General features: G+C 71.5%; 17 protein-coding genes. 12 read left to right on the forward strand and 5 right to left on the reverse strand.

Going from position 1 to position 16,373, the window contains the following annotated elements; genetic code table 11:
• Window positions 1–5: 5 nt before the first annotated feature.
• A complete protein-coding gene (locus tag AC6JBM_RS39915) occupies window positions 6–2,009 on the forward strand; it encodes a hypothetical protein (protein ID WP_497979019.1) in 2,004 nt (667 codons plus the stop codon).
• On the opposite strand, the gene AC6JBM_RS39920 is transcribed toward AC6JBM_RS39915, so the two are convergent.
• Window positions 1,990–4,806, reverse strand: a complete 2,817-nt coding sequence (locus AC6JBM_RS39920; protein ID WP_497979020.1) for a glycoside hydrolase family 9 protein — start codon at window positions 4,804–4,806, stop codon at window positions 1,990–1,992. The genes AC6JBM_RS39915 and AC6JBM_RS39920 overlap by 20 nt on opposite strands.
• 82 nt (window positions 4,807–4,888) lie before the next feature.
• Window positions 4,889–5,788: an oxidoreductase gene (locus AC6JBM_RS39925; protein WP_497979021.1), complete on the reverse strand. Its 900-nt coding sequence runs from the start codon at window positions 5,786–5,788 to the stop codon at window positions 4,889–4,891.
• Window positions 5,789–5,872: 84 nt separating this feature from the next.
• Here AC6JBM_RS39925 and AC6JBM_RS39930 point away from each other — a divergent pair, with 84 nt between their 5' ends.
• On the forward strand, window positions 5,873–6,448 hold the full coding sequence (locus AC6JBM_RS39930) for a TetR family transcriptional regulator (RefSeq protein ID WP_497979022.1): 576 nt from the start codon (window positions 5,873–5,875) through the stop codon (window positions 6,446–6,448).
• On the opposite strand, the gene AC6JBM_RS39935 is transcribed toward AC6JBM_RS39930, so the two are convergent.
• Window positions 6,445–6,843, reverse strand: coding sequence for a thiol-disulfide oxidoreductase DCC family protein (locus tag AC6JBM_RS39935; RefSeq protein WP_497979023.1), 399 nt, complete (start codon window positions 6,841–6,843; stop codon window positions 6,445–6,447). The genes AC6JBM_RS39930 and AC6JBM_RS39935 overlap by 4 nt on opposite strands.
• A gap of 100 nt (window positions 6,844–6,943) precedes the next feature.
• On the opposite strand from AC6JBM_RS39935, the gene trxA reads away from it, so the two are divergent.
• Together trxA and AC6JBM_RS39945 are read left to right on the forward strand one after the other, a co-directional pair.
• Window positions 6,944–7,351, forward strand: coding sequence for a thioredoxin (trxA, locus tag AC6JBM_RS39940; protein WP_497979024.1), 408 nt, complete (start codon window positions 6,944–6,946; stop codon window positions 7,349–7,351).
• Window positions 7,352–7,413: 62 nt separating this feature from the next.
• Window positions 7,414–9,408, forward strand: a complete 1,995-nt coding sequence (locus tag AC6JBM_RS39945; RefSeq protein ID WP_497979025.1) for an intein-containing Rv2578c family radical SAM protein — start codon at window positions 7,414–7,416, stop codon at window positions 9,406–9,408.
• Between the two features lie 15 nt (window positions 9,409–9,423).
• On the opposite strand, the gene AC6JBM_RS39950 is transcribed toward AC6JBM_RS39945, so the two are convergent.
• Together AC6JBM_RS39950 and AC6JBM_RS39955 are read right to left on the reverse strand one after the other, a co-directional pair.
• Window positions 9,424–10,281: an MFS transporter permease gene (locus AC6JBM_RS39950; protein WP_497979026.1), complete on the reverse strand. Its 858-nt coding sequence runs from the start codon at window positions 10,279–10,281 to the stop codon at window positions 9,424–9,426.
• Window positions 10,278–10,712, reverse strand: coding sequence for a hypothetical protein (locus tag AC6JBM_RS39955; protein WP_497979027.1), 435 nt, complete (start codon window positions 10,710–10,712; stop codon window positions 10,278–10,280). Before AC6JBM_RS39955 ends, AC6JBM_RS39950 begins: the two co-directional genes overlap by 4 nt.
• Window positions 10,713–10,966: 254 nt before the next feature.
• Here AC6JBM_RS39955 and AC6JBM_RS39960 point away from each other — a divergent pair, with 254 nt between their 5' ends.
• From AC6JBM_RS39960 to AC6JBM_RS39995, 8 genes are all read left to right on the forward strand, one after another.
• A complete protein-coding gene (locus tag AC6JBM_RS39960) occupies window positions 10,967–11,494 on the forward strand; it encodes a MaoC family dehydratase (protein WP_350612185.1) in 528 nt (175 codons plus the stop codon).
• Between the two features lie 37 nt (window positions 11,495–11,531).
• Window positions 11,532–12,290: a DUF695 domain-containing protein gene (locus AC6JBM_RS39965; protein ID WP_497979028.1), complete on the forward strand. Its 759-nt coding sequence runs from the start codon at window positions 11,532–11,534 to the stop codon at window positions 12,288–12,290.
• Window positions 12,291–12,414: 124 nt separating this feature from the next.
• Window positions 12,415–12,915, forward strand: a complete 501-nt coding sequence (locus AC6JBM_RS39970) for a hypothetical protein (protein WP_350612187.1) — start codon at window positions 12,415–12,417, stop codon at window positions 12,913–12,915.
• Between the two features lie 109 nt (window positions 12,916–13,024).
• A complete protein-coding gene (locus AC6JBM_RS39975) occupies window positions 13,025–13,648 on the forward strand; it encodes a TrmH family RNA methyltransferase (RefSeq protein ID WP_350612188.1) in 624 nt (207 codons plus the stop codon).
• 19 nt (window positions 13,649–13,667) lie between these two features.
• Window positions 13,668–14,348, forward strand: a complete 681-nt coding sequence (locus AC6JBM_RS39980; RefSeq protein ID WP_497979029.1) for a DUF6758 family protein — start codon at window positions 13,668–13,670, stop codon at window positions 14,346–14,348.
• Between the two features lie 131 nt (window positions 14,349–14,479).
• A complete protein-coding gene (locus tag AC6JBM_RS39985; protein WP_203853873.1) occupies window positions 14,480–14,638 on the forward strand; it encodes a hypothetical protein in 159 nt (52 codons plus the stop codon).
• Window positions 14,639–14,647: 9 nt separating this feature from the next.
• Complete coding sequence (locus tag AC6JBM_RS39990) at window positions 14,648–15,613, forward strand: PH domain-containing protein (RefSeq protein ID WP_497979030.1); 966 nt, start codon at window positions 14,648–14,650, stop codon at window positions 15,611–15,613.
• 96 nt (window positions 15,614–15,709) lie between these two features.
• Window positions 15,710–16,372 carry a SigE family RNA polymerase sigma factor gene (locus AC6JBM_RS39995; RefSeq protein WP_497979031.1) on the forward strand — a complete coding sequence of 221 codons (663 nt, stop codon included), beginning with the start codon at window positions 15,710–15,712 and terminating at the stop codon, window positions 16,370–16,372.
• Window position 16,373 lies beyond the last annotated feature (1 nt).

The raw sequence follows: 16,373 nt of genomic DNA on the forward strand, positions 1-16,373 counted from the left end.
CGGGCGTGACCCGCTGGCTCCCGGCGCTCACCGTAGCCGCCGCCGTGACCGCGGTCCTGATAGCCCTCAAAACCGACATTTCCGATATCGTGCGGTATTTCGCCTACCTGGGCGCCGCCGTGGTCCTCCCCGGCACGCTGATCTACCGGGCACTGCGCCGCGACGCGCACAGCCTGGTCGAGGACCTGGCGTTCGGCACGGCCGTCGGGCTCGTCGCCGAGACGGCCGCCCGCCCGATCTGGTGGGCCTGGCCGATCCTGACGGTCATCCTCCTGCGCCGCCACCTGCGCACCCCCGAATACCCGCACCGGCCCACGAGGGGCTGGTCCTGGTCGGTCGCCGCGGTGGCGATGGGCTTCGTGGCGTACCTCACCTGGGCCTTCCTGCGCGTGAACCCCCCGGTGCCGACCGGCCGCCCGGCCGACTACATGATCGACCAGCTCAACCTGCTCGCGGTCGCCGCCGACCTGCGCCACCACTTCCCGCTGGCCGTCCCCGAGCTCGGCGCCGAGCCCCTGCCGTACCACTGGTTCGCCTACGCGCACCTCGCCGCCGCGGGCCGCCTGACCGGCGTCGACCTGCCGGTGCTGTGGTTCCGGCTCGACCTGCCGGCGCTGGCCGTGCTCGCGGTCGTCCTGCTCGCCGTGGCCGCCTGGCGGGTCACCGGGCGCGCGTGGGCCGGTCCGATCGCGGCGGCCCTGATGTACACCGTGGGCGAGGCCGTCCTGCCCGCCCGGGCGCCCGCGTTCTTCGGCACGATCACGACGTACTACTCCTGGTCGAGCCGCTCCGTGCTGTACGCCTCGGCGCTGTCCATGCCCCTGATCGCCGTGCTCGTGCAGATCCTGCGGCGCGAGCACACGACGCGCACCTGGCTGCTGCTCACGGTGCTGGCGGCCGGCGTCGCGGGCGCGAAGTCGACGGTGCTGCCCGTCGCGCTGGCCGGGCTCGTCTGCGCGGGCCCGCGCCGGGCGTGGCGGGCGTTCCTGGTGCTCGCGGGGGTGACCGGGCTCGCCGTGCTGCTCTTGTACGGCTCCGAGGGCGGCGGCCTGACCTGGGCCCCCTTCGGCATCATGGCGGACTTCGCGCGCGGCCGCCCGGTAGTGATCGCGGCCGGCCTGGGCGCCTACGCCATCGCGATGGGATGCCGCCTGGCCGGGGCGCTGTTCGTGCCGCGCCCGTGGGGCCCCGTCGAGCGCTTCCTGGCCGGCGCCGCGCTGGCCGGCTTCGCCGCGACCGTGCTGATCTGGCACAACTCCTGGGGCCAGCACTTCTTCGCGATCGCCGGCTTCCCGTTCGGCGCGATCCTGTCCGCGGCCGGGGTGCGCCGGGTCCCGCTCGCCGGCCTGCTCGGGGCCGCCGGGGTGGCGGCCGCGGCCTGGACCGCGACGATGCCGCCCGCCAACCCGGTGGTCCCCGTCTACGCGTTCGCCGCGCTGACGCTCCTCGTCGCGGCGGCCACGCGCTCGAAGCCCGCCGCGCTGGTCGTCGTGCTCTTCGCGGGCGCCGCCGGGCTGCCCTACGACGCCGTGCACCACGCCAACCTCGGCACCGCCTATCACGTGCGCGTCACCCCCGACCAGGCCGCCGGCGCCCGGTGGCTGCGCGCGCACAGCGCACCGGACGAGTACATCGCCACGAACGTGCACCGCGTCGGCTCCGGCGAGCAGGGCCGCCAGAGCCTGGCCTACTGGATCTCGGCCTACTCCGAGCGCCGGGTCCTGCTGGGCAGCTGGGGCTACTCCCCCGAGTCGAACGCCATCCAGGCCGCCCGCCACGGCGTCGGCCCGGCCCTGGACTACTGGGACCCGGCCCGCCTGCGGGCCAACGACCTGGCCATCTACGAGCCGACCCCGGCCCGGCTGCGCTGGCTGCGGGACCAGCGGGTCGGCTGGATCCTCGTCGACCGCGCGCAGGGCCGGGAGTCGCCGCGCCTGGCGGACCAGGCCTCCTACGCCTGGTCCGCCGGCGACATCGTGATCTATCGGCTCAGCGCGCCGTGCAGGTGAGCGTGGCCGGGGCCGAGTTCGTCCCCGAGTAGCTCGCCCCGAAGCCCGGCGCGACCGAGGCCGCGGGGGCGAGGGTGCCGTTCCAGTCGGCGTTGGCCACGGTGACCGCCGCGCCCGACTGGGTCCACACGCCCGACCAGCCGTTGCTGATCTTCTGGTTGCCCGGGAACGTGAACGAGACCGTCCAGCCCGCCAGCGCCGTGGAGCCGGTGTTCGTCACCGTCACCTCGCCGTTGAAGCCGTCGCCCCACTGGTTGGTGACCTTGTACGTGGCCGAGCAGGACTTGCCCGCCGAGCCGCCGGTCGTGGTCACCGACACCGGGTCGGACGTGGTGGAGAGGTTCCCGGCCGCGTCCTTGGCCCGCACCGCGAACTGATACGCGGTGCTCGCGCTGAGTCCGGTGACGTTGGCGGTCGTACCGGTCGTGGTGGCCACGACCACCGGGCCGGCCGTGCCGCCGAGGCGCAGCACGTCGTACCCGGTGACGCCGACCGCGTCCGTGGACGCCGCCCAGGTGAGCGTCACCCCCGAGGCGGTGATGCCCGAGGCCACCGGCGTGCCGGGCTTGGTCGGCGGGGTGACGTCCCCGGTCTGGGCCGAGGTCGTGACCGTCCCGGCCGGCGAGGCGCTCGAGGCGTTGCCGGCCGCGTCGAGCGCGACGACGGTGAACGAGTACGCGGTCGACGGGGTCAGCCCGGTGATCGCCAGCGACGTCGTGGCGCTGGTCCCCACCAGGGTGCTGCCGTTGTACACGCTGTAGCTCGCCACCCCCACGTTGTCCGTGGACGCGGCCCAGGTCGCGGTGGCCCCGGTCGCGGTGACGTTCGTGAACGACGGCTTGCCCGGCGCGCTCGGCGGCGTGGTGTCGGCGGGGCCCGAGCCGGGCGCGTCGCCCCAGACCTTCGTGGTGCCGTCGAACAGCGTCATGTGGCTGTTCGCGGCCTGGGTGCTGCCGGCCGGCAGCGACCAGTCGTTCGACGGGTCCCAGGAGCCGGCGCTCGTGATGCGGAACTGCACCTCGCGCCGCCACGCGGACTGCCCGGCCGGGGCGATGTTCTGCCCGGCGCAGCTCACGGTCACGTAGTACGTGCTGCCGCTGACCAGCGTCGGGCCGGTCGGCGCCGAGCACTGGTTGTAGGCGCTCGTCAGCGAGATCTGGCTCGGCGTGGTGGCGCCGTCGAGGGTGAAGTAGTAGCGGAAGGAGCCCTGGGTCAGGGCCCGGGCCGGCCACGCCGACTTGTTGTAGACGAGCGCCTTGACCTCGGTGAAGTTCGTGCCCGGGGTGTTGATGGAGGACTCGATGTACATCTCCGGGCCGTCCGGGGTCTCCGCGACCGGGAAGTTCGCGAGCGCGGTGCCGCCGTACTCGCTGTACATGCGGGCCAGGGCGCTGGTGAACCCGGCGTTGTAGTCGGTGGCGACCTCGTTCATCGTGTAGTCGTTGCGGCTGTCGGCGTAGGCGTCGTTCGGCGCCGTCGGGCCGCCGACCAGCGCGCCGTAGAGCGTGTGGCGCGACTGCGCGGGCTCGTTGATGTTGTCGCTCCAGGAGCCGTGCGCGGTGCGGTGGTGCGGGTTCTTCGGCGGGTTGGCCCCGAAGCCGATCATGTAGCTCGAATTGCGCGGGTTGTCGCCGAGGATGTAGTTGATCTGGCGGGCGCCGAAGTCGTGGTAGCGCGCCTTGCGGGTCGCGTCCGTGAGGTAGTCGCTGTAGACGAACGCGACGAAGGAGGTGTTGGCGGCGTACCGCAGCGACCCCCAGCTGTCGAGGACCGCCTCGCCGCCGGGGGACGTCGGCACCTTGGCGCCGTTGACGCCCACGGTCCAGTAGTCCAGCCAGCGGTTGGCGTCGTCGATGTACTTCTGCTTGCCGGTGAGCTTGGCCAGCAGGACATAGCAGCCGTACGACTTGTCGTCCCAGGCGATCGTCCAGCGGTACGACTTCGTGGTGGTCTGGTTCTCGTTGCTCAGGTTGTCGTAGCCGCTCTCGGCCTTGGCGAGGTAGCTCGCGTCGTTCGTGGCGCGGTACAGCCAGATCGCGCCCCACACGAGCTCGTCGTTGTAGCCGCTCCACGAGTTGTAGTAGCTCGCGGCGTCGGTGATGCAGTCCGAATACTTCTTGCGGACCGTGTCGGCGAAGGTGTACAGCTGCTTCGCGTGCGTGACCAGGGTGTCGGCGTAGGTGGGGTCGGTCGGGCGGATCACGATCGAGGAGGCGGCCATCGCGGCGGCGGTCTCGCCGGCCAGGTCGGAGCCGCCGCAGGTCGCGTCGATCTTGTACGCCGGGCGCGCCATCGGCATCACCTCGGCCGGCCCCCACCAGGCGTGGTCGGGGTTGCCGCTGCCGATCTGTCCATAGAGGACGTTGGCGCTCGGGTGCGCCTTGATGAAGTAGTCGTTGACGAACTTCAGGTTGTTGACCAGGTTGGTCAGCTGGCCGGAGCGGGCGTAGGCGTCGCGGTACTCGACCGCGCCCCAGGCCAGCATCGTGGTCGAGAACGCCATCGGGAAGCCGAACTTCACGTGGTCACCGGCGTCGAACCAGCCGCCGGTGAGGTTGAGCCCGACGTCGGAGCCGTCGTTCATCGCGGAGTTGCCGCGCCAGTTCACGCGGTTCCACGACGGCTTCGGCCCGGACTGCTGGGCCTCGTAGAACCAGATCGACTTCTGCAGCGCCTCGGCGTAGTTGTACGACCCGGCGGCGTGTGCGGACGGCTGCTGTATGGCGACCCCGAGCGCGGCGGCCGCGGCCATGCCCACGGCCGCGAGCGCGCTCAGCCACTTCTTCCTCTGTCGCATCGATCTTCCTCCCTGGCGACTGGCGTGCTGGGATTGAACCCAGCGGCGCCCGCCATCCGGAAAGGAAACCTGCGTATTCGCGCTATCGGCGCAGGTCAGCACCTGAAAGTTGCACGTTCGTGAGCTGCTGCGACAGCGCCCACAGCCGCCGCGCGTCGGCCGCGTCGGTGGCCTTCGGGTCGGGCCGCACGACGCTGGGCCAGCCGCGCATCTCCCGCCACCGGTCCGGCCCGATGAACTGCCCGCTCTCGGCCGCGGGCTCGGTCGCGGCGTACAGGATGCTGAGCGCCCCCTGCGCGGCGGGCATGGCGAACATCGCGTTGCCCGTGCGCATGAACCCGCGCAGCGCCCCGGTCGGCCCGCTGAGCTGGAGGTTCGTCGCCGAGTACCCGGGGTGGGCCAGCAGGCTGCGCCGCGCGTCGCCGGCCGCCCGCAGCCGCCGGTCGAGCTCCAGCGCGAAGAGCACGTTGGCGAACTTGGACTGGCTGTAGAAGGCCTGCCGGTTGTACTCCCGGGCGCCGTCGAGATCCTCGTAGTGGATGCGCCCGCCCCGGTGCAGCCCGGAGCTCACCGTCACCACCCGCTCGGTGACCAGGTCGAGCACGAGCAGCGTGAGCGCGAAGTGCCCGAGGTGGTTGGCCGCGAACTGCAGCTCGTGCCCCTGCGCGCTGAGCTGCCGCGGCGGCATCATGACCCCGGCGTTGTTGACGAGCACGTCGATCGCGCCCCGCTCGTCGTGCAGCGCCTTCGACAGTGCCCGCACGCTGTCGAGGTCGGCGAGGTCGAGGCGCTTGAGCTCGGTGCTCCCCTGAATCCGCCGTTGTGCTGCCTCCCCCTTGCCGAGGTCGCGGACGGCCATGATCACGTGCGCACCCTTGCGCGCCAGCACCTTGGTGGTCTCGAATCCCAGCCCACTGTTGGCCCCGGTCACCAGAAACGTCTTACCGGCCAGCGCCGGCACCTGCTCTTCGGTCCACCGCATGAGTCCCAAGATGCCACCGGAGGCACACAGTGTCAACTAAGCTCCTGGATGCCAAAGTTGCCCACGGGGTCGTACGATGATCGGGTGAGCCTCGTGGAACGCAAGCGCCAGCTCGTCCGGGACGAGCTGGCCGAGGCCGCCCTGAAGCTGGTGGCCTTCCACGGCTTCGAGGAGACGACGATCGACCAGATGGCCGCGGCCGCGGGCGTGTCGCGCCGGACGTTCTTCCGCTACTTCCAGTCCAAGGAAGACGTCATCATCGAGTTCCTCAGCGACCTGGGCCGCAAGCTGAGCGAGGCCCTGCACTCCCGCCCGGCGCCGGAGCCCCCGGCCGAGGCGGTCCGCCAGGCGTTGCGCGTCTTCACCGACAAGTTCTGGGAGCACCCGGAGAAGTCGAGCCGCCTGGCCCGCGTGACGGTGGAGACGCCGGCGCTGCTGGGCCGCTACCTGGAGCGGCAGACGGCGTGGAAGCAGACCATGACCGCGGAGCTGGCCCGCCGCATGGCCGTCGACCCGTCGGCCGACCTCCGCCCGTCGGTCCTGGTCGCGGTGGCGTTCGCGGCCTTCGACACGGCGCTGACGCGCTGGGCCCTCAATCCCGGCGAGGACTTGAACGCCCTGGTCGAGGAGTGCTTCGCCCTCGCCTTCCCGGGCTCCTAGGCTTTCGCTCGCGCGGGGTGGTCCGGCGGGAGGGCGCAGGCGGCGGTGCCGCCGGGCATGCGGTGGCGGTTGCGGGCGACCCAGCGGTAGACCGGCCAGGCCAGCGCCGTGATCGGGCGCAGCCCCAGCACCGCCCCCGCCGCGCGCCAGCCGAACCCGGCCCGGCGCAGCAGGTCGGCGATAGCGACCGGGCCCGCGCTCACCCGTCCGGGGGCCACGTAGCAGACGGCCGAACTCACCTGCTCCTCGGTCAGGCCCAGCTCGGCGAGGTCCGCGAACTGCCAGGCGAGCACGTCCGCGGCGGGCCTGATGCGCCGCTCGATGAAGCGGGCGCATGATGAACAAAAGGCACAGTCACCGTCGAACACGAAGACCGGGCGGTCGGTCGCAGCCACGTGACCATCATCCCTCGGATCGGTTGGGAATGCCGGTAAGGGGTAGCTGGTTATGACGGTGCATACCCGAGACGCCCTGAGGGATCGGAGCTGAAGCAGCATGGCAACCGTAGAGCTGACCGCGGAGAACTTCGCCGAGAAGATCGGCGGAGAGGGCATCACGCTCGTCGACTTCTGGGCTTCCTGGTGCGGGCCGTGTCGCAATTTCGCGCCGGTGTACGAGCGCGTGTCCGAGCTCAACCCCGACATCACCTTCGGCAAGGTGGACACCGAGGCCGAGCAGGTGCTCGCCGCGGAGTTCAACATCCGCTCGATTCCCACACTGATGATCGTGCGGGACGGCGTGGCGCTGTACTCCGAGCCCGGCGCCCTGCCCCAGCAGGCCCTCGAGTCGCTGATCCAGCAGGCCCGCGACCTCGACATGACCGAGGTCAAGGCCAAGGTCGCCGAGGCCCAGGCGGCGGCCCAGCAGTCCGCCGAGGAGAGCGACTCCGTCACCAAGGCGTGACGCCCAGTAGTAGGCCGTCCGATCGCCTTGCATCCCGTTAGAACGCGTGTTCGAATGAACTCGTGCGATGGGACAACCTCAAGGCGACTGGCGGTCCTGGCACCGGAGACCCCGGGCGGCCGCGAGCACTACCGCTCGCGCTGCCCGGGGCCGTCGCCCGGACCTTCGACACACCGGAGTTCCGCGGCATCACGTTCTACGAGGTCCAGGCCAAGTCCCTGATCAACAAGGTGCCGGGCGCGTCCCGGGTGCCGTTCCAGTGGACCATCAACCCCTATCGCGGGTGTTCGCACGCCTGCGTCTACTGCCTGACCGGCGACACCGCGATCCTCATGGCCGACGGCACCACCCGGCCGCTGGCGCAGCTGAAGGTCGGCGACGAGATCGTCGGCACGGTGCGTGACGGGCGGCTGCGGCGCTACACGACGACCCGCGTCCTCGCGCACTGGCAGACCGTCAAGCCCGCGCACCGGGTCACCCTCGCCGACGGGACCGCGCTGGTGGCCTCGGGCGAGCACCGCTTCCTCACCGACCGCGGCTGGAAGCACGTGACCGGGGCCCGCCACGGGCGCAGCCGCCGGCCCCACCTGACCACCGCCAACCGGCTCGCCGGGTTCGGCGCGCTGCCGCCCGTCCCGCCGGTGGACGAGCCCGCCTACCGGCGCGGCTACCTCTGCGGCTTCGTCAACGGCGACGGCCACGCCTCGCCGGTGCCGGCCGGGGCGCTGCGGCGCGCGCACGACTACGCGGCGGCCTGCGGGGGGCTGCACGCGCTGACCAACGACTCGCGGGAGTTCGCGGGGGCGAGCGTGCGCGACGCCAGCGCCGTGCTGGGCTGGCCGGACGAGCCCGAGCCCGCGTGGCGCCTCGGGTTCGTCGCCGGACTGTTCGACGCGACCGGCTCCCTCGCCGGCGGCCTGCCCCACTTCGACGTGGTCGACAAGGTCGTCGTCGACTGGCTCGCCGAATGCCTGGAGCGGGCCGGGTTCGCCGTCGCCGCCGACGATCCGTTCGGGGGCGTCCGCGTGCTCGGCGGTCCTCGCGAGCGGGTCCGCTTCGGCCTGCGCTTCGGCCCGGCCCGGTCGGTCGGCGCCCCGGCCGGCGAGCAGGTGCGCGGCGACGAGTCCCTGCGCGTGGCCGCGGTCGAGGCGCTGGGCGTGGACGTGCCGATGTTCGACATCACGACCGGCACCGGCGACTTCATCGCCAACGGGGTCGTGAGCCACAACTGCTTCGCCCGGCACACGCACACCTATCTCGACCTCGACGCCGGGCACGACTTCGACTCGCAGATCGTGGTCAAGGTCAACGCGGGCGAGGTGCTGCGCCGCGAGCTGTCGGCCCGTTCCTGGTCGGGCGCCCCCGTCGCGATGGGCACCAACGTCGACGTCTACCAGCGCGCCGAGGGGCGCTACCGCCTCATGCGCGACATCCTGGCGGCCCTGCGCGACCACGCCAACCCGTTCTCGATCCTCACCAAGGGCACCCTGATCACCCGCGACCTCGACCTGCTGCGCGAGGCGGCCACGGTCACCTCGGTGAGCCTGTCCATGTCGGTCGGCTTCGTCGACGAGGCCCACTGGCGCGCGGTCGAGCCGGGCACCCCGAGCCCGCGCCGCCGGCTGGACGCCATCCGGCGGCTGTCCGACAGCGGCTTCGAGGTGGGCGTCCTCATGGCCCCGATCCTGCCCGGCCTGACCGACACCCAGGAGTCGATCGACGCGACGGTGGCGGCCCTGTCCGCGGCGGGCGCGGCGAGCATCGTCCCGCTGGCCCTGCACCTGCGCCCCGGCGCGCGCGAGTGGTATCGCGCCTGGCTGCTGCGCGAGCACCCGCAGCTGGGGCCGCGGTATCGGGAGCTGTTCGGGGACGGGTCGTATGCGCCGCAGTCGTACCAGCGCGAGGTGGCGGCCCGGGTCCGGCTCGCGGCCCGCCGGCACGGGATGCGCACGGGCGGGATCGGCACGACGCGAACGGACACGACGCGGACGGACTCGACCGGCCCGACGCCCGAGCCCGATCACAAGCCCGAGCCCGAGCAGCTGACGCTGCTGTAGGGCTCTCCGGACGCGCTAGGCCGCGACGACCGGCTCCGAGGGCTCCTCGGTGCGGTTGCGCCACCGCCGCCACCACGCGATCGGGGTGACCTTCTCCAGCGGCAGGAAGCCCGCCATGGCGATCTGGTGCGGGATGAAGGAGATCGTGATCAGGCTGACCGTCATCAGGTGGAACAGGTAGAAGCCGGCCACGATCGCGTAGCGCCACTTCGGCCTCACGAAGAACACGATCGGGCTGAGCAGCTCGAAGCCCACGATCCCGAACTGCGACACCGTGGTGAAGCCGGGAATCTTCAGCAGCCACTGGGCCAGCAGCGTGCCGCGCCGGATGAACGCCCGGGTCAGCGTCGCGCCGGTCAGCCACTCCAGGCCGCCGAAGCGCAGCTTGGCGATCGAGGAGAGGAAGTACGTGGCGACGACCGCGATCTGGGTGACCCGCAGCGCGAAGCCGCCCGCCTCGGACGGGGTCCGGTCGCCGTGGCGGGCCTTGCCGGCGGTGGGCAGCGCGGCGAGGGCGACCAGGATCGAGTACCGATCGTGGTCGATCTTGCCGTAGCTCATCGCGATGAACATCCACTCGAGGTAGAGCGCGAACACCGCCCAGCCGAGCAGGCGGGGGGCGCGCCCGGTCGCCGCGAGCAGCGAGAGCGGGATGAGCGCGTAGTAGATCGCGTCGACGAGCAGGTGGGTCGGCGCGGGCAGGTGCAGCAGCCGGCCGACGATCAGCGGCTGGTAGAGATTGCCGGGCAGATTGCCGTGCGACTTGATCCAGGCGCTGAAGAACACCACGTCCAGCGGGATGAACAGGTACACCAGGGTGCGGAAGGCGGCGATGCGCGCCTTGGGCACGGGTGCGAACAGCCAGCGCGTCACGGCCGGTACCTCGCCAGCACGACCTCGGTGATCTCCCCCGTCGGCTGGGCGTTGTGCAGGTGGTGCCGCACCTCGACGATGTCGACCTCGGCGAGCGGGGGCTTGCCGGGGTTGCGCGCGGAGTACGACTCCCGGATCGAGGACAGCAGGGACGGATCGGCCTTGAAACGCTCGATCTGCGCCTCGATCTCGGCCCGGCGCACCCCGGCGTTGCGCTCGTCGAGCTCGAGCCTGCGGCCGGTGACGTCGATGCCGTCGGTGCGCAGCACGAGCACCGGCTCGTTGGGCTTGTCGGCGATGGCGAACATCTGGAACGGCGCGAACGGGAACGCCGTGTCGTCGCCCCAGAACGTGCCCGCCAGGGTCAGGGCGCCGAAGACCAGCGTGGCCACGATCCGCAGCACGCGCCCCCGCACGTTCAACCGTTCCATCGGCTCGGGACTTTACCGCACGGTGAACGCATCACGCTCTGTAGTGCAACGGCAATCACAACGCGTAGTGAACTCCTACGATTCCGCGAGACTGTGACGCGCGTCTCTATACGGAGCGTTGCGATCGGGGTCGATGGCAGACCAAGATACTCACCACGAAGCGTGGGCGGCGGGCGCCAGGCAGAGCCCCGCCGCTTGCTGCGTTTTGTCACACTTGCCTGCTTCCCTCTATCGAGTGCCCGATCCGGCCCGGCATGCTGCCCAGACACCTGACAGAGGGGGCGACGATGCAGTTCGGCCGGTACTTCGAGGAGTTCGACGTCGGCGCGGTCTACCGGCACTGGCCGGGCAAGACGGTCACCGAGTCGGACGACCACCTGTTCTGCCTGCTGACGATGAACCACCACCCGCTGCACCTCGACGCCCATTACGCGGAGACGTCGACGCAGTTCGGGCGCAACGTGGTGGTCGGCAACTACGTCTACTCCATCCTGCTGGGCATGTCCGTCCCCGACGTGTCCGGCAAGGCCATCGCCAACCTGGAGGTCGAGTCGCTGCGGCACACCGCGCCGACCTTCCACGGCGACACGATCTACGGCGAGACGGTCGTGCTGGACAAGCGCGAGTCGGAGTCGAAGGACGACCGCGGCGTCGTGACCGTGGAGACCCGGGGATACAAGCAGGACGGCACGCTCGTCTGCGTCTTCCGGCGCCGGGTGATGGTGCCGAAGCGGTCGCACGCGGGGCCGGAGGCGCCCAGCTTCCCGGAGCCGAAGTCGTAACGGCAAGTCGGACCAGGCAAGCGTCAAGGAGGACGGCGTGGGGTTGCTCCGCAGGCTGCTGGGGCGGGAACCGGCGTGGGAGGAGCGCTGGGCGGTCTACCCGGGCGAGGTGGGCGGCCGGCTCGCGATGTACAACATCGATCTCGGCGCGGTCGAGGCCGCCCCGGTCGCCCGGTTCCCGCGACGCTTCGACGTCGACTTCGCCTACACCGGTGACGGCGCCAGCGGCATGCCGGCCGCCGAGGAGCTGGCCGCCATCCACGAGCTCGACGCCGCCGTGCGCCAGGTCCTGCGCTCCGCCGGCGGCGCCCTCGTGGGCCGTGTGCTGTCGGACAGCCACGGGCGCATCACCGGATACCTGCCCGCGGACGGCTCCCCGCCGCCGCTGCCCGCGATCGCCGGCGTCGCCCCCGAGATCACGGTCGCGTCCGACCCCGGCTGGACCCGGGTCCGCGAGGAGCTGACCCCGGACGCGTGGCAGCGCAACATCATGGACGACAACCAGGTGGTGCAGGAGCTCGAGGCGCACGGCGACCGGCTCAGCGCCCCGCGCGCGGTGGAGTTCCTGGCCTACTTCCCCGACCCGGACCGTGCCGAGGCCTCGGCCCAGGAGCTGCGCGAGGACGGCTTCGCGGTCACGGTGGAGCGCGGCGACGAGGGCGACTTCGTCCTGCAGGCGATCCGCCGCGACTCCGTCGAGCCCCCGGCCCTGCACGAGGTGACGTGGAAGGTCCGCGGCATCGTCGAGAGCCACGACGGCATCTACGACGGCTGGGGCTGCATGGTGCAGGCCTGATCCTCCTGTCGCGACGTTCCCGTCGCGGCGTGAGATGCGGTTCCGGCCGGACGCGACCGATCCGGCCGGGCAAATCGCCGCAATCAGCGGATCTTTCGGCATACGCTCGGCGAGGGAGGTTGCCATGCCGAGCAAGCCCGCACCCGGCCCGTCCGGTCGTCCTGCCGCCGGGGTCGACCTGCCGCTGCGGCGGCAGGAGTGGGACCTGCTCGTCCGGCTGCCCCGCACCGTGCTCGTCGCGGCCTGCGCCGGCGACGAGCAGGTGGACGCCGTCGCCGGGGTCGAGGCCATCGCCGCGGGGCAGCGGTCCCGCGCGCTGCTCGTGCGCGGGGTGGTGGCCGCCATCTTCGCCGAGCAGCTCACCGACAACGACATCGACGGTCCCTCCCTGGGCACCGCCGCCGTGCTCGCCGACTGCGGGTTCGCGATGCGGCTGCTGGCCGAGCGCCTCGGGCCCGACATCGCCCTCGCCTACGGCGAGTGGCTCATGGACATCGCCGCCAGCGTCGGGCGGACCGCCTGGCAGGCCGGGCGGATCCGGATCGGCGGGGTGGAGATCCAGCTGGCGGAGCGCCGCTTCGTCAACGGGATCGCCCGCGAGCTGGCGCGCGCCCTGCACCGCTGAGGCGGGCAGCACCCCGGCGCGCCGCGAACGCCGGTCGGGTGGGCTGGTCAACCCTTCTCACCCGACCGGCCTCCACCGGGCGGGCGCCGCGAGGTACCGTCGCCGCACCATGGAACCCGAGATCGAGCTCGCGGTCGGCGTGGGCCCCTGGAGCGGGCCGTGGCCGGCCGAGCCCCACTACGACCCCGAGCTGCTGGCGGAGGGCGACCGGCGCAACGTCGTGGACCGCTACCGCTACTGGCGCCTCGACGCGATCGTCGCCGACCTCGACACCCACCGACACCCGTTCCACGTCGCGGTCGAGAACTGGCAGCACGACCTCAACATCGGCACGGTGGTGCGCAACGCCAACGCGTTCCTGGCCGCCGAGGTGCACATCGTCGGCCGGCGGCGGTGGAACCGGCGCGGCGCGATGGTCACTGACCGCTACCAGCACGTGCGCCACCACCCCGACGTCGAGACGTTCCTCGCCTGGGCCCAGGGTGAGCATCTGCCCCTGATCGGGATCGACAACCTGCCCGGCGCCCGGCCGCTGGAGCGGGCCGAGCTGCCCGAGCGGTGCGTGCTGCTCTTCGGCCAGGAGGGCCCTGGCCTGTCGGAACCTGCCCGTGAGGCATGCGGCGCGGTGTACTCGATCGCGCAGTACGGTTCGACGCGCTCCATCAACGCCGGAGTCGCCAGCGGTATCGCCATGCATACCTGGATCCGCCAGTACGGGGCCACAAACCCCTGAACGGCCTTACCGTGGGTATATGGGCGTCGCAGTCAGCTGTCCCCGCTGTGGTGGTCCGGTGCGACCGCCGGACCTCATGCACTCCGAGTGGCGCTGCGACACCGACGGCGCGGTGCTGCCGTTGCACGTCGCGCAGCACATCGGCCCCGAGATCGCGGACGCGGCCAAGGCGAAACTGATCGCCGCCGCGGCGCGGGCCGGGGACAAGCGGCCGACCCCGCTGTGGTGCCCGTGGCCGCTGCCGACCGGCTGGACCGTCACCGGGCTCGGGTGGGTCGGCGACGAGCGCTCAGGGGTCCGGGCGACCGCGCTGGCCTGCAGCGGCCCGGGGCCGGTCGAGCACGGGCCGGCCGACTGCGTGATCATCGCCGAGGAGCCGGGCATCGGGCTCGGCACCCGCTTCGCCGGCATCCCGGGCACCGATCCGGGCCCGTTCTTCGACGGGGACATCGCCACCACCACCGCGCATGCGAAGGTCCGGGCCGCCGGCTGGCCGACCCCGCTGTGGATGGCGAAGGCGCCCGAGGATCGATGCGCGTACGTCGGCGAGGCGGCCGGCATGTGGATCTACGTCATCACCTGGCCCGCCGCGGCCGGCTATCTGCTCGAAGAGGAGCTCGACCTGCACGATCTCGCCGACGATGTGCCAACCCACCTCGTTTACGGCGCGCCGTCGCCTTATCTTCACGGCAAGGCGTAGACACCCGCGACTAGGATCAAGCTCCGAGCCCGACGCTCGGCGCGGCGCATCTGCACCCTGAGCCGCGCAGCTGATACGCTGAGTTTGGCCGGGGCGTCGGTGCGCGACGTTGCGGGGAGGGATTGACGGCGATGGTCAAGAAGGTCCTCACCTGGGGAAGCATTGCCTTCCTCATCTTCTTCGTGGCATATCGGCCACAGTCGGCTGCCGAGGTGTTCAAGTCCATCGGCGGCGGCATCATGGACATCGCCACGGGATTCGGCGACTTCTTCTCCAGTCTCGTCGCCTAAGGGCCGGCCATGTCGACCGGCGCCGAGCCTCCCGAGGACGATCCGAACGCCCGGCGGTTCCAGGACCGGGACACCGAGCCGATCCCCCGTGCGCGGCCGGGCTCACGCCCCGAGTCGCGGGCCGACTACACCTCGTCCGACGATCCGCCGATCGAATACTCGCCGACCTCCGACTACGAGGCCGCGCGGGACTACGAGGCGGCGCACGGCGGCGCGGAGCCGGTGCACGGGGACTACACCACCGACGGCGACGACTTCAGCTCCGACCCGTATGCGGATTCGATGACCGACGGCGCGCACGCGCGCGGCGCGGCGGCCCCGCAGTACAGTGGCGCCCCGCCGTCGTTCTCGCAGGACGAGTTCGCCCGGCTCCAGGGCGGCGACTCGGTGCCGTCGGTGCCGCCCGGCAGCCGCATGGCGCCCCTGGAGGACGAGGCCAGCCGGCACGCGGCCCGCTATCTGTTCCCGACCGAGAAGTTCCGCGGGGAATGGAAGCGGCACTGGATCCAGCTCGCGAAGGAGGGCCTGATCGCGATCGTCGCGACGATCGCGATGGGCTACATCGCCGGCTGGCTCACCAAGCACAACCAGGAGCAGCTGCGGACCGCCGTCGTGGTGATCTGGGCGCTGGTGGTGCTCTGGTGCGCGTGGAAGGTCGCCGACTGGTGGTACGACCGATTCATCCTCACGAACAAGCGAGTGATGGTCGTGTCGGGCATTTTCACGCGCAATGTGGCCATGATGCCGCTGCAGCGGGTCACGGACATGAAATACGTGCAGTCATTGACCGGCCGCATGTTCGGCTACGGACATTTCGAGCTCGAGTCCGCGGGTCAGGATCAGGCACTGCGCAATATCCGCAACCTGCCCAACCCGAATGAGCTCTACCTGCGCATTGTCGAGGAAATGTACGAGCCCGAGGCCGTCGAGGCCCGCCTGGGCCGTGCGGTCACCGGCGAGGACGACGGCACCTGAACCTGAGAGATTCCTGAAAATCTACGCGTTCGTGCAACCCGGGAGCCCCCTCATGGCGTCTTCGTACGTGGGCGCGGAGGGTGGAGGGGGCGGCCGGTGCCGGACGACGCAGGGTTCCGCGAGGAAGACTTCCGTGATTTCGTCGGGCTCCGTTCCAAGGCGCTGCTGCGCACGGCCTATCTGCTGGCCGGGGACTGGGCCACGGCCGAGGATCTGCTGCAGATCGCGCTGACCAAGACCTTCCTCGCCTGGAAGCGCCTCGGACACATCGAGGCCGTCGAGCCCTACGCGCGGCGGGTCCTCGTCAACACCGCGACGAGCTGGTGGCGGCGGCGCTGGCACGGCGAGCGGCCGACCGAGATCCTGCCCGAGGGCGCCGCGGCCGACCAGCTCGAGGCGAGCCTCGAGCGCGACGCCATGTGGCGGCACGTGCGCAACCTGCCCAACCGGCAGCGGGCCGTGCTCGTCCTGCGCTACTACGAGGACCAGTCCGAGGCCGAGACCGCCCGCCTGCTCGGCGTCTCCGTCGGCACCGTCAAGAGCCAGACCTCCCGCGCCCTGGCCACGCTGCGCGAGAAGCTCAGCGCGGAGGGTGTGCGCCCCGCCACGAGAAGCCAGCCCGCCCGGCCCCCCACCGCCCCGCCCGCGGCGCCGATCGCGCCGGAAATTGAGGAGGTCGGCAAGGCCGCACAACCTTTCGCCGAGGCCGAAGCGCTTCTACCTGCGGACACCGTGGTCGAAGAACCGGTGGAAGTCTGAC

The sequence above is a fragment of the Dactylosporangium thailandense genome (assembly GCF_059739745.1).